This is a genomic window from Amycolatopsis sp. lyj-90 (assembly GCF_046549035.1).
In the GTDB taxonomy this organism is placed as follows: Bacteria; Actinomycetota; Actinomycetes; order Mycobacteriales; family Pseudonocardiaceae; genus Amycolatopsis.
In genome coordinates this window covers 651,122-663,918 of sequence record NZ_JAJPWP010000004.1, presented here as the reverse complement: position 1 = coordinate 663,918, position 12,797 = coordinate 651,122, and the positions used below count along the sequence as shown (strand labels likewise).

The following is a 12,797-nucleotide window of genomic DNA, read 5'->3' as shown; positions in this document are numbered from 1 at the left end:
CGCGAAAGGCGGCCGTGTCCCGAGGGACACGGCCGCCTTTCGTTCGTCAAGCGAAGAAGTCCCGCGCGGGCCGGGGCACCCACAACAGCGCGACCAGCACCACCTGGGCGAGGACGACGACCGGGATCACCGCGTGGAACATCGACGAAGACGTCCACGAGAACACGCTGAACACCACCGAAAGCAGCTGCGTGGCCGTGGTCAACTGCCGCGTCCAGCGGCGCCCCGTCGCGAGCTTCCACGCCGGGACCACGCACAGCACCAGCAGGATCCCGTGGAACACGGCCCCGGACTCGATCGCGACCGCGGCCGAGCGGTCGACCTCGGCCTGCCCGAAACCCGGGTACCGCGCCGCGATCTCCGCGCGCAGCGCAGCCTCGTTCGCCCACATCACCAGCGGAATCACCAGATGGCTCACCGCCACCGCGAACAGCAATGCCCGGGACGACCGGACCGCACCCGGCACCGTGCTCATGTCACCTCACCCGCTGATCCGCGCCGATGATCGTGTCGAGGTTCGCACGAGTGGTCTCCAGCTCGCCGATCGCCTCGTCGATCCGGTTCCGCTGCTGCCGCAAAGCGTCGACGAGCTCCGGGCAATCCGGCGTCAGCCAGCCGTCCTCGTCGACGATGCACGGCAGGATCTCCAGGATCTGCGCGGTGTTCAACCCGGCCGCGAGCAGGATCCTGATCCGCCGCACCGCCGCCACGTCGGTCTCGCCGTACACGCGATAACCACTCGGCCGCCGCTCCGGCGTCAGCAAACCTTGTGCCTCGTAGTACCGCAGCGCGCGTTCGCTGACGCCACTCCGCCGCGCGAGTTCCCCGATCCGCATCCGCCCCCCAGACTTGACTCTGACGTCAATGTCAAGGTTTAGCTTAGCTGCCATGACCTCCGTGACCGTCCTCGGACTCGGCCCCATGGGCCACGCCCTCGCCGCCGCCTTCATCGCCGCCGGCCACCCCACCACCGGGTGGAATCGCACCCCTGGCAAGGAAAACGGACTCGACGCAACCGTCGCCGCGACCGCCGGCCAGGCGATCGCGGTCAGTCCTCTCGTCGTCGTCTGCGTCCGGGACTACGAGGTGGCCGAGTCCATTCTCGACACCGACGCGCTCAAAGGCCGCACTCTGGTCAACCTCAGCGGCGGCTCACCGCGGCAAGCCCGCGAGATGGCCTCCTGGGCGGCGGACCACGGAGTCGACTACCTCGACGGCGTGATCGTCGCGACCACCGAAGCCATCGGAGGGCCGGAAGCCACCCTGTTCTACAGCGGCCCGGCCGACGTCTACGAAAAGCACCGCGGCACGCTGGCCGCGCTCGGTGAGAACGCGAACCACCTCGGCGAGGACCCCGGCCGCGCCGCCGCGTTCGACGCCTCCCTGCAGGACATGCTCTGGACCTCGATGAGCGGGGTGATCCACATGTTCGCGCTCGCCAAGGCGGAGGACATCGGCGCCGACGCCATCGCCGGACACGCCAAGGCGATGCTCGGCTTCTTCCCCGACATGATCGACCTGCTCGCCGCCCAGGTCGCCGCGGACCACTACCCCGGCGAGTACGGCACACTCGAGTCCACGGCGGCCACCATGGACCACATCCTCGAGGCGATCCGGGCGCGAAATCTCGACAACGGCGTTCTCACCGCGGCCCGAACCCAAGTGGGGCGAGCGATCGACGCCGGCCACGGATCCGAGGGATTCGGCAGGCTCGCCGCACTCTAGGAGAGCACGAGCCGGCACCTACCGTCCGCCGAAATATTCTTCGGACTGCCCTGGGGTCCGGACCGGGTCGTCAAGGTATCGGTACTCCGGCACCAGACCGGGATGACTGATGGTGTCACCGCCCTCAAAGGACGCGCGTTCGTCTCTGCGGCAAACCCGTCCAGCGCCGTAGCCGACCCCCAGTCCCAAAGGCAGCAAGACTAGTTCGGCGATCTGGATCCAGTTGGCGAACATAGGTCTCCCTTTGTCTGCGTCGTGGCGTCCGGTCCGGCGATCCACGAGACCGTCGCGCCAACCCCAGGCTATTCGCTTTCTATTCTCAAGCGAAGAGACTATTCGTGTACTATTCTCACGCTAGTGCGGGGAGAGGGGTACCATGATCACGCTCTGACCGGCGGACACGCCGGGCCTCGACCGTTACGAAAGGGGATCATGCCCACTCCGCCCGCCCCTGGCTCCGATCGCGCACGGCTCGCCGTGAAACTTCGTGAGATCCGCGCTGCCACAGGGATGTCGGGCAACCAGTTCGCGAAAGAACTGCGCTGGCCGCAATCACGGGTGTCCAAGATCGAAACCGCCGCGCAGTTTCCGACAGGCGAGGACATCCTCGCCTGGCTCGCGGCAGCCGACGCCCGCGGCGACGAGGAGGCCGTCACGGAGCTACTCAAGCGTGCCCGGGTGGAATCGGTGTCGTTTCGCCAGGAGTTCCGCAAGTCCGGCGGAGCTGGAGCCGTCCAGAGGTCCGTTCGCGAACTGGAGCACCAGGCGGAGAGGGTCGCCACCTTCCAACCTTCGATGCTCCCCGGCCTGCTGCAAACACCCGGCTTCATGCGAAAACTGCTCGCCCTCCCGTCAGGGCCCGCCCAGATGGGCAACGCCTCCGGCGACGAGATCGAACAGATGGTGGCCGCGCGGATCGAACGACAAGCCCTGCTGTACCAGTCGAACAGGAACTTGCCGCTCGTGATCGGAGAGGCCGCGCTGTGGGTCCGCGTCGGAGACCTCGAGACCCAACTCGGCCAATTGGACCGGCTCCAGTCACTGGCTGGTCTGCGCACGGTCGACCTGAGAATTTTGCCCTTCGCCAAGGCCACACCGATAGCACCTCTGCACGGTTTCAGAATCTTCGACGCGGAATCGGTCGTGGTGGAGACCTTCACCGGTGAGCACCTGGTCTTGGACCCGGACGAGATCAGCCTGTACGAGCAGTTGTTCCGCCGACTCTATGACCAAGCCGTCTCCGGCGCGGAAGCGGCGCGACTGATTCAGAACGTCTCGCGCCGGCTGACCACCGAGAACCCGGCCGGCTGATCACCCTGCCGCCCGGCAAGCCCGGCAGTCCGAATGCGGCTCGTCCAGGCCGGCGATGAAGCTGTGGTCCATGGTGGCCAGGCTGAATCCGTACTGACAGTTCAGCCGGAGCTTCGGCGCGTCCGTGATCAAGCGCATCGCCGCGTGCGCGACCAGGTTGCCCACCACGCCGGCCGTCACCGCGTTCGCCGCGTTCACTGTCCCGTCGGCCGCCGACGGCCAGATGTCCAAAGGTGGGCGCAGGGCCTCGCGGTCCTGCTCGGCGAGCCGAGCGCACTCGTAACACGGTCCGGCGCCCGGACGGTAGATGCCGACATTGACCTGCGGGCCGTGATAGCCCCCGTATACCCAGGGAGTACGGGTCGAAGCGCATGCCCGGTTCGCCCAGTCCCGGATCTCCGAAGGCTGGTCGGCGACCATCACCAGGACATCGCAGTCGACAGTCAGCCTTCGCAGGGCGGACACGTCCTCGATCCTCGTCGACTCCCCGGTCACTTCGACATCGGAATTGGCCGCACGCAACCTTTCCACCGCCACCTCCACCTTCAGCCGACCCAGATCCCGCTCGGTGTAGAGGATCTGGCGACTGAGGTTGGACAGTTCGACGACGTCCGGGTCGACGCAGTGCAGCCGGCCGACGCCGGACATGCACAGGCCCAAGGCGGCCGTGCAACCGACGCCGCCCACACCGACCACCACCACTCGGGCTTCGGCCAAGCGGACCTGGAAGTCCCAGCTTGAAGCCCTCCGCTCCAGATCGATCCAGCGGTACAGCGAACGACCTCTCGAATGTCGTTCGCGTTGTCGCGAACTCAGCTCGACACACTCCGGCTCGTCGGCGTCCTCGACATACCCGAGTTCGACCAGCCTTTCGACGGCCGAGGAGACCTCGTCGAAGGAGTGAGACGGGTATCGCCGCGCCAGTTCGGCGGCAATCTGAGCGATCGTTCTCGTTCCGTCGAGATGTTCCAGCAGCGCCCACACCGCACCATCCGGATCCCTCAGTTCGGCGGCGATGCCGAACACCTTCCCGCCGATCCGAATCCAACCGTCCCCGAAACGGACCGGTCGATGCTCGCCTTTCACGCGTGGACGCATCAGAACCCCTCCCTCGGCGGTCGATCAGTTGTTGTCGTGGCAATAGACGTGGTGTATCGCCTCAGCGCGCTCCACCATCACGATCTCGATCATCGCCATCCACCTCCTGTCGCCGACTCGCCGGACCCGCTGGCGCCTTCACAGCCTCCACAATGTAGAATCCTTGGTTGTAGATCCTCTCAAATGTAGAGCTTCACATTGTGGGCGTCTATGGCATCCTTGTGGGCCATGCGGGTGATGTCACGACCACGTTCCGCGATCGATCTTGAAGAGGCGGTGACTTCGTGAGCACTCTGAACCCCACCGCGGTCAAGCGCTGGATCGCACTCGAGATGAAGCGCCTCCGGGAAGCGGCGGGCTACGACAGAGCGACCGCGGCAGAGCGCATCGGCAAGGCCACCACCGTCATCGCGCATATCGAGACCGCCCGGAACCTGCCCGCGCCGGCAGACCTGGAAATCCTGCTCACGTTCTACGGCGTACCGGACAGGTCGACGTTCTTCCGCGACATGACCCGGCGAGCCAAACGTGGCCGGGACTGGTGGATCAAATTCAACCGCGCGGTACCCGAGTGGTTCACGTTGTACCTGGGTCTGGAAACCGGTGCTGCGCGAATCAACACCGTCGACCTGGTGGCACTTCCCGGGCTCTTCCAAACTCGCGACTACGCACGCGCGATCGTGCGGGAAGGCCGCAAGTGGTCCACCGAAGCCGAACTCGAGGCCATCCTCGATCTGCGGATGGCACGACAGGAGATTCTGGACCGCCCCGAAGACGCCCCACAGATCTGGTCGATCATCGACGAGGGGGTCCTGCGACGTCAGATCGGCGGGCCCGCGGTAATGCGTGAGCAACTGCAGCACCTGATCGACCTGTCCGAACGACCGAAGATCGACATCCAGGTCCTCCCCTTCACCGCAGGTGCCCACGGGGCGTCGGACGGCATGTTCATCATCTTGACCTACCCTCCCGAGTTCAGGGGCGACCCCGGCACCGTCTATGTCGAGAACCGCCGCGAAGGCCTCTATTACGAAAGCGCCGAGGCCTTGCTAGATTTTCGGAACACCTTCGAACGTTTGCAGGTGCAAGCGGATAACCCCGAGCGTTCACGTGAACTGCTCCGCAACCTGGCTGAGGAACTTGATGTCCACTGATTCACCCCGCCCCACCTTCACCCATGCGTCAGGCTGGTGGAAATCCAGCTACAGCAACGGCGCGAGCGGTTGCGTTGAATTCAACGCCTCCGTACCAGGCTATGTCGGTGTGCGGGATTCGAAGCTCGGCGAGAAGAGTCCGGTCCTCGTTTTCGAGCCTCACGAGATTCAAGCCTTCGTGCTCGGCGCGAAGGCAGGCGAGTTCGACGACCTGCTCCGGTAGGTCCGCGTTCACCGGACGGACGGCACCCTCACGAGCGGATCTGCCGCGCCTTGATCCCGTCCCTGACCTCGTGAGTGGTAAGGACGGTTAGAACCGCCCTTACCACTCACGAGACCCACCACGGCGCGGCACCACCGAACGCTAAATTGACCGAGTGCAGCTGAACGTGCTCCTCACCGGCCAACCGTCGGAAGTCCTCACCCGGACCCTCGAGCTCTCCCAAGCCGAGCGGAAGGCCCTGCTCCCCGACCTCCTGGCCGCGTTCAAGGACAGCAGCGAGTTCGTCGAGCTGGAGCCCAACACCTACGGCGCCCGAAACCCGCTCAAGGGACAGCAAGCCGCGACCGCCCTCTGGGCCATCCTCCCCGCGAGCGACCCCCTGCTGCGCAAACTCTGGATCGCCTCACCCACGATCCTCGAACGCGTCCTCCAAGACCGCTCACTCGCCGAACGCAAGACGATCGCCCTCCGCATGATCGGCCACCAAACCGCCTGGGAAGCGATCCGCCGCATGATCTTCGACGGCGACCTCGAACCCATCAAGACCGCCGACTACCACGCCGGCTGGTTCCGCTGGGCCGGACGCTTCCGCGGACAGTCCTTGGCCGAACGCCTCCGCACCGAACCCGAAGCACTCACCGAACTCTGGGAACTGCTCGCGACCGAAGGCAACGGAGACGCCAGCTTCGCCGCCTTCGACAAATACGTCCGCGACGAGGACAAGTGGTCCACCGCACTGCTCGAACTGACCGGAACCGGCGAACTCGACCGCACCCGGCTCTTCGACCTCACCCTCGACATCCTCGCCCGCGACTTCGCCGCCTTCCGCGCCCAGTGGTACGCGGCGCTCCACGAAGCCCTCGAACCCACTCCCGACGAGCGCACGACAGCGCAGAACCGCTACGCCCGGCTGTGCGGAAGCGGCCTCCCCCGCACCGTCTCCTTCGCCGTCAAGGCGCTGTCCCTAGTGGACAAACAAGGCACACTCGACGGCGAAGTCGCCCTCCGGCATCTCCCCGCGGCAGCGGCCGGACGCGGCGCCGCCACCGCCAAACTCGCGCTCAAACTCGCCAGCCGCATCGCCGACCAGCGCCCCGAGCTGACCGGCCTCGCCGACGAGGTCTTCGAAGCGGCGCTCACCCACGAAGCCTCCGACGTCCGCGCCCTCGCCACCGCCAGACTCGGCGTCACCCCGGACACCCCGGCCGTCATCGAGACCGTCGAGTACCCGGAACCCGTGCGACCGCCCTGGCACCAGCGCGAGACGCTCACCATCCCGCTCGAAATCCCGGACACCCCGGCCGCGGTCGCAGAAGCCCTCTCCTCCCTCCTCGCCGACCCCGACCAGGCCGACCTGCTCCTGGCCGTCCTCGACGGCACCCACCGCGTCGCCGCCGAACTCAAGGACGCCCTCAAACCGCTGGTCAAACGCGCCACCAAAATCACGAACGAGAAGTACAGCGCGGCCGTACCCAAACTGCTCGCCACCCTCATCCTCGGCCTCAGCGGCCGCGACGTCACCCACCCGCCCCAGGTCGACGGCTGGCGCCGACCGCTCCACCACCGGGTCACCGCCCTGCTGGAAGGCACCGCCGTACCCGTCTCCGCGGCCACCCACCAAGGCGGCTGGCTCGACCCGGTCGTCTTCGTCTCCCGCATGCTCGAACACCCCGAAGCACCCGAGGACGACGTCGCCGACGCACTGCTCCGGCTCGCCCCGGACACCCGGACCGAAGCGCTCGCGCACGCCGACGCGCTCACCGGACCGCACGCCGACCACATCCGCTACGCCCTCGGCGGGCCGCCGATCTCCGAAACCGGCTGGACCGCCCTCGCCGCCGCCCGCGCACGGCACCCGGAATCCGCAGACCCCGCCGCCGCACTGCGCGGTGAACCCGGACCTCCGATGACCTGGTCGGCGAAGGTCGGCCCCGACGCGTACGGCCTGGACTCACTGGACATCGGCGAAACCCCGGAAGCCGTCTCACCGAAGGTCCCCTGGCTAGGCGTGCTCTACGACGGCCCGGATCCCGAGTGGCTCGGCTTCACCGAATGCCACGAGACGGTGTCCTCGCCGTACGACCGCGACTACCTCGAAGCCGCGGTCGCCGGGAACCTGTTCTTCAACGACATCGAAGTCGGCTATCCCGTCGAGAAGGCCGTACTGCCCCCATTCCTCGACAGTCCGTCGATACCGGGATTCCCCGGCACGATGCTCATCGCCACCACGCTCGTGCTGAAACGACCGACCGCCTCCCAGCTGGGCACGGACGCCGCGCTGACCCTGTTGGACCAGCGGATGCTCGGCCCTCGCGCGCTCGGCGAAGCACTGGGAGTGCTCGGTCCCCACCTCATTCCGACGAGGCTGGCACCCCGGCTGTCGATCATCGCGAACGAACACCCGATCGCCGTACTGTCCACTCTGGACACTTTGCTGCCCGCCTTGGAACCTTCCCACCGGGGCGTCTTCGCGCTGCTGGAACTCGCCGCGGACCTGGTGGAACGTGGCGCAGGCGCGATCAGCGCCGAAACGAAGGAATGGCTGGCGGGGTTCAAGGGCGGTTCGAAGGCAGCGAAGGCGGCATCACGCCTCAACCGCTGACATCCGGGCCGCCAGCACGTGTGAACACGGACCGCGGTTCTCCTGATGCTTGGCCCACCAGGCACAGGTGCACCCGGGCGGCGAGAGCCGCACACGCTGCACCGACCCGGCACGAGCGATCTCGTAGCCGCCGTCGGGCAACGACCGGACGGCTCCGGCGGCAACGAGCTCACGGGCCTTCGCCAGCCGCCGGTTCTCCGGGCCACGCCCGCTCGGGAGTTCGCGCGAGAACCACGTGCCATCGACGACGTCGTGTCCGGCGCGGCCCGCGACGAGTTCCTGCGCTTCGAGGCCGGCCGCCAGCGAGTTCAGCCAGCCGCCCTCACCGGAGAAGCCGCGGGACGGTTCAGGAGACAGCGTCACGATCAGCCGCGCCCGCTCCAGATCGAGCACCCAGCTCGCGACCTCGCTGCCCGGCCGTGTGTAGACGGTCATGCCTTGGGCGAACCGGATCAGCGGCTCGACGATCCGGAGCCGATGCAGCCTGGACGCCGGTATCGAGTCCTGGCCCGCTCGCGCGGTCAACCGGAGTCCACGGCCGGACGCCACCGCCCACGACTTCCCGACGGCGGTGGGCAGCCTCCGCAGAAAGGCGCGTGCTTCGAGCTTGTCTAGTTCCGCCTTCTTCACGGCGCCAGCCGTGACAGCAGCGACCTCGGCGAAGCCTGCCACCCAGCGATCCGGCAGTGGCACGAGCGACTCGTCGTTCTGCCCGTCGAGAGTGCGGAGATGGATTCCGTCCCCACGAACGGTCAGGTGCAACGGATCTTGCGCCACCACCCCAGCCAGCACCGTCCTCGTCGCCTCGGACAGATCCACATTGGTGCATCCCTCGCCGAGCTCGCCCGCTTCCAGCAGGTCGAGCCTGGCGTAGACGCCACAGCACGGCGAAAACGCCTCCGCGCGCAGCGTCGTCCTGTCCGCGGTGAACACCGGATCGGACTCGGCGATGAGCCGGTTCACCATCGACGGTGGCATCCAGAACCGCGTACGCGCGACTTTCCCCAGGACCAGTAGAGCTTGCGCCGCCTGCGCCCCGGGTTCGACGAAACCGTCGAAAAGCACTGGTACCCGGACGTCTTCTTCAACCGGCTCCAGCAAGATCTCGGTGATCATTGGGCCACCCTAGCCAGAGCCCCTGACACTCTTTGCAGGTTTTGACTGGCTACGTTTAAGAATGATCTTGTTCTTTGCCGGGATGTATAGGTCGTTATACATTCAAAGATGTCAAGCCTGAGCCTGACGTTGGCGATACGCACGTTGCTGACAAGCCCTCGAGCAGTAGTCCCGCGGCCTGCCTCGCACTCCCCCGTCCAGAGGCTTGCCGCACATGACGCACTCCCCTCCCCTGGTTTCGTCACGCGTTACCTCACTCGCCCTGCCTTCGACCAGCGCTTGGACACCGTCGAGAGTGCTGCGCAGCCCGAACTCGAAGGGATCGAGCGGGGTATCCATCCCCCCGCTCTTCCACAGCCGCTCCAAGGCCGGGTAGCCGTTGAGGCGCTCGAACAAGGACTCGCGCTCGCTCCACCAGCGCTCATGGGACACACCCGTGCGCCGCTGGAGCTCCACGGTGTCCGCTGCCTGACGAGCGACGGACTCGACGAATCCGCCCACCAGATTCACCACCGCGATCACCTCCGCGGGCGCCAGACCACTGCGTGACGCGACGTCGAGGGCGTGGTCGTAGCCGGCCATGATGTTCGGACCGGGCAGCCGCCTGGTCCCGGCGCTGTGGACCAGCCACGGGTGCCGCTGGTGGATCCCCCACGCTCGCCGCGACCAGCGTTCGAGACCCTCCCGCCAGCCGAGACCCTCCGAAGGCTCCATCGGGAACTCGCCGTACACGGCGTCCCGCATGAGTTCCACCAGTTCCGCCTTGCCGGGAACGTACCGGTAGAGCGACATCGTGGTGGTACCGAACCGTTCCGCGACCTTGCGCATCGACAGCGCGGCAAGCCCTTCGGCGTCCGCGACCTCGACCGCCGCCGTGACGATCCGGCCGAGGCTCAACCCCGGCCGATCCGGCTCGGGCGCTCCCCACAGCAGCTCGATCGCGCGCTCCGGATCCGGCTGCGCGTCGTCTTTCGCCACCACTACTCCCTTGACGCTCGGCGCTCTCGCGTGTTTAGCTGATAAACCTCAGTATATCTCATAAACAACTCCCAGGAGCGCTTCCGCATGCCTGAAATCAGGTTGTACGTGTCCCCCGACGGCCAGGACGACTGGCCTGGCACCGTCGACCAGCCCTTCGCCACACCGAGAGCGGCGCAAGAAGCCGTCCGCGCCGCCACCGCCGGGATGACCGGGGACATCGTCGTCGCCTTCACCGCCGGCGTCCATCACCTGCGAGAACCCCTGGCCTTCGACGACAAGCTGGCGGATTCCGGCACGAACGGCTTCCGCGTGATCTACCAGGCGGACGGCTACGGAACGCCCGCACAGGCGAAGGTCGAACTGAGCGGCGGCCGCGAGATCTCCGGCTGGTCGGCAGGTGACGACGGCGTCTGGACGGCTCCGGTCGGCGAACTGGCACCACGACGGCTCACCGTGGACGGCCGTCCTGCGACGCGGGCGGCCCGCATGACCGGATTGCCGGGTACCGTGACGAAAACCGCTACCGGTTACGTCACGGACAGCCTCGAACCCCAGTCCTGGCCGGACCCCTCCGGGCTGGAGTTCGTCTACCCCGGCGTCTACCCGTGGTCCGAAGCCCGGCTCGCGGTCGCATCGGTTTCCGGCGATGCCGCGTCGACCACCATCACCATGGTCCAGCCCGCCTTCGACAACGCCAAATCCCTCTACGACTCGAAGTGGTACGCAGCAGGCGGGGACGGGACCTGGGACGGTCTCGCAGCCCCTTCCGTACTCGAGAACAACGTGGCGTTCCTGACCGAGCCGGGCACCTTCGCCGTCAGCCGCACCGAGCAGGGCGAACACGTCCTGCATTACCGCCCGCGCCCCGGCGAGGAGATCGGCGAGACCACCGTCCTCGCGCCGGTGCTCGAAACGCTCGTCAGCGGGAAGGGCGTACACGACCTCGTGCTCCGCGGCTTCACTCTCGCCGACGCGGCCTGGTCGGGCCCCACGCGCACCGGCGGATACCTGCACTACCACGGAAACGCCCGCTACGAGCAGGGCGACTTCCGGAAGATCGACATGGGCGCGGACGTCGGCTACGTCCATGTCCCGGCCAGTCCGGTTCAGCTGCCCGCCAACGTCAGCCTCGCGTCGGTCAGGCGGGTCACGCTGGAGGGCAACCACTTCACCCGGCTCGGCGCGGGTGGGCTGCTGATCGAAGACAGCACCGACGTCGAGATCCGGGGATGTATCTTCGACGAGATCTCGGGCAGCGGGATCGCCGTCCACGACAGCACCCGGGTCTCGCTCGAGGACAACCTCGTCCACCACATCGGCACCGAGTACCGCGGCTCGTCCGCCGTCATCGTGGTCGAGTCCGAAGAGACGACCGTGGCGCACAACGAGATCCACGACGTCCCGCACAACGGCATCGTGATCACCGGCGGCGAGCGGGCCAAGGGCACCCAGGTGATCGCGAACCTCGTCGAACGCAGCATGGGGAAGCTGATGGACGGCGGCGGGATCTACCTCTCCGCGCCGCAGGGCTCCTCCTTCGCCGGCGGGGCGACCGTCCGCGGCAACGTGATCCGGGACGTCCTCACCTCGTTCAACTTCGGGCTCTACACCGACTACGGCGCCGCGTGGATCACCGTCGTCGGCAACATCGTCCACGGCGCCGACACGCCGATCGTGCTCCAGGTCGGCCCGCCGCTGGAGAACGTCGCCTTCCTCGGCAACTTCTGGGACGTCCAGCCGGACGGTGGAGCACCCGAGACGGTGACGATGGCCGGGAACACCTTGCTCTCCAAGGAGAACTTCGACAAGGAAGTCCAGGCCGATCCGGCGGGCGCCGACATCCTCGCGCGGGCGGGCCGCCGGGGTCTGGAACGATGATCACCGCTCCTGCCGGGCGCTCGCCCGGCAGGAGCCGTTCCGCCCACGATCCACGAGGAGACCGCCCGCCATGCCGACCCAGTCCACGGACTCCCCCGGCACACGCCATCGCCTCGCGAGGATCGCGACCGAGGTGCTCGCCCCCTGGGTCTGGGTGCTCGGCCTGCCGCTGATCGTCGCCTGGAAGGTGACCGGCTACCACCTCGGCGAGACGGTGCTGTGGGGACTCATCGTCGGCGTGACCGGCTCACTGATCCCGATGGCCGTGATCGTGCGGGGCGCGCGGAAGGGCAAGTGGGACAGCCACCATGTGACCGATCGGGCCGGACGGCTCGTCCCGTTCGCGGTCTGCATCGGCTCGCTGACCGCCGGATTCGTCATCCTGATCGCCGGCGGCGCTCCGCACGAGATGATCGCGCTCGCGGCCGCCGAACTCGTCTGCCTGGTCGCCGCACTGGCGATCACCTTCGGCTTCAAGTTCAAGATCTCCATGCACGCGATGGTGGCGGCGGGTGCGGCCGTCATGCTGATCCGGGTCTACGGCCCCTGGCTCGCCCTGGTCTTCCTCGGCGTCGGCTGGGTCTGCTGGTCCCGCGTAGAGCTCGGCGACCACACGAAGGCCGAGGTCACGGTGGGGACGATCGCCGGCGTCGTCCTCGGCGGTGGTGTTTATCTGGCCCTTGAAGCTTTTTTGGCCTGAGCGACGCCG

12 protein-coding genes are annotated in these 12,797 nt (G+C 67.2%); 7 read left to right on the top strand and 5 right to left on the bottom strand.

Annotation, left to right across the window (positions count from 1 at the left end; translation table 11 throughout):
• Window positions 1-46: 46 nt before the first annotated feature.
• Window positions 47-475, bottom strand: coding sequence for a hypothetical protein (locus ACLJPX_RS18540; protein ID WP_410601190.1), 429 nt, complete (start codon window positions 473-475; stop codon window positions 47-49).
• 1 nt (window position 476) lies between these two features.
• The gene (locus tag ACLJPX_RS18535; protein ID WP_410601189.1) at window positions 477-836 is read right to left on the bottom strand and encodes a MerR family transcriptional regulator; all 360 of its coding nucleotides are present in this window, start codon (window positions 834-836) and stop codon (window positions 477-479) included.
• 52 nt (window positions 837-888) lie between these two features.
• Here ACLJPX_RS18535 and ACLJPX_RS18530 point away from each other — a divergent pair, with 52 nt between their 5' ends.
• Together ACLJPX_RS18530 and ACLJPX_RS18525 are read left to right on the top strand one after the other, a co-directional pair.
• Window positions 889-1,725 carry an NAD(P)-dependent oxidoreductase gene (locus tag ACLJPX_RS18530; protein ID WP_410601188.1) on the top strand — a complete coding sequence of 279 codons (837 nt, stop codon included), beginning with the start codon at window positions 889-891 and terminating at the stop codon, window positions 1,723-1,725.
• 432 nt (window positions 1,726-2,157) lie between these two features.
• Window positions 2,158-3,036, top strand: a complete 879-nt coding sequence (locus tag ACLJPX_RS18525; RefSeq protein ID WP_410601187.1) for a helix-turn-helix domain-containing protein — start codon at window positions 2,158-2,160, stop codon at window positions 3,034-3,036.
• Here the strand turns inward: ACLJPX_RS18525 and ACLJPX_RS18520 are convergent, their stop codons facing one another.
• Window positions 3,037-4,134, bottom strand: coding sequence for a ThiF family adenylyltransferase (locus ACLJPX_RS18520; RefSeq protein ID WP_410601186.1), 1,098 nt, complete (start codon window positions 4,132-4,134; stop codon window positions 3,037-3,039).
• A gap of 284 nt (window positions 4,135-4,418) precedes the next feature.
• Here ACLJPX_RS18520 and ACLJPX_RS18515 point away from each other — a divergent pair, with 284 nt between their 5' ends.
• From ACLJPX_RS18515 to ACLJPX_RS18505, 3 genes are all read left to right on the top strand, one after another.
• Complete coding sequence (locus ACLJPX_RS18515) at window positions 4,419-5,288, top strand: helix-turn-helix domain-containing protein (protein WP_410601185.1); 870 nt, start codon at window positions 4,419-4,421, stop codon at window positions 5,286-5,288.
• Complete coding sequence (locus ACLJPX_RS18510) at window positions 5,278-5,511, top strand: DUF397 domain-containing protein (RefSeq protein WP_410601184.1); 234 nt, start codon at window positions 5,278-5,280, stop codon at window positions 5,509-5,511. Before ACLJPX_RS18515 ends, ACLJPX_RS18510 begins: the two co-directional genes overlap by 11 nt.
• Before the next feature lie 154 nt (window positions 5,512-5,665).
• Window positions 5,666-8,113: a DUF6493 family protein gene (locus ACLJPX_RS18505; RefSeq protein ID WP_410601183.1), complete on the top strand. Its 2,448-nt coding sequence runs from the start codon at window positions 5,666-5,668 to the stop codon at window positions 8,111-8,113.
• Here the strand turns inward: ACLJPX_RS18505 and ACLJPX_RS18500 are convergent.
• Together ACLJPX_RS18500 and ACLJPX_RS18495 are read right to left on the bottom strand one after the other, a co-directional pair.
• Window positions 8,096-9,229: an SWIM zinc finger family protein gene (locus ACLJPX_RS18500; protein WP_410601182.1), complete on the bottom strand. Its 1,134-nt coding sequence runs from the start codon at window positions 9,227-9,229 to the stop codon at window positions 8,096-8,098. The two genes, ACLJPX_RS18505 and ACLJPX_RS18500, sit on opposite strands and share 18 nt — an antisense overlap.
• A gap of 111 nt (window positions 9,230-9,340) precedes the next feature.
• The gene (locus tag ACLJPX_RS18495) at window positions 9,341-10,207 is read right to left on the bottom strand and encodes a TetR/AcrR family transcriptional regulator (RefSeq protein WP_410601181.1); all 867 of its coding nucleotides are present in this window, start codon (window positions 10,205-10,207) and stop codon (window positions 9,341-9,343) included.
• Window positions 10,208-10,294: 87 nt separating this feature from the next.
• On the opposite strand from ACLJPX_RS18495, the gene ACLJPX_RS18490 reads away from it, so the two are divergent.
• Both ACLJPX_RS18490 and ACLJPX_RS18485 read left to right on the top strand, forming a co-directional pair.
• Complete coding sequence (locus ACLJPX_RS18490; protein WP_410601180.1) at window positions 10,295-12,088, top strand: right-handed parallel beta-helix repeat-containing protein; 1,794 nt, start codon at window positions 10,295-10,297, stop codon at window positions 12,086-12,088.
• A gap of 70 nt (window positions 12,089-12,158) precedes the next feature.
• Window positions 12,159-12,788 carry a hypothetical protein gene (locus ACLJPX_RS18485; protein WP_410601179.1) on the top strand — a complete coding sequence of 210 codons (630 nt, stop codon included), beginning with the start codon at window positions 12,159-12,161 and terminating at the stop codon, window positions 12,786-12,788.
• Window positions 12,789-12,797 lie beyond the last annotated feature (9 nt).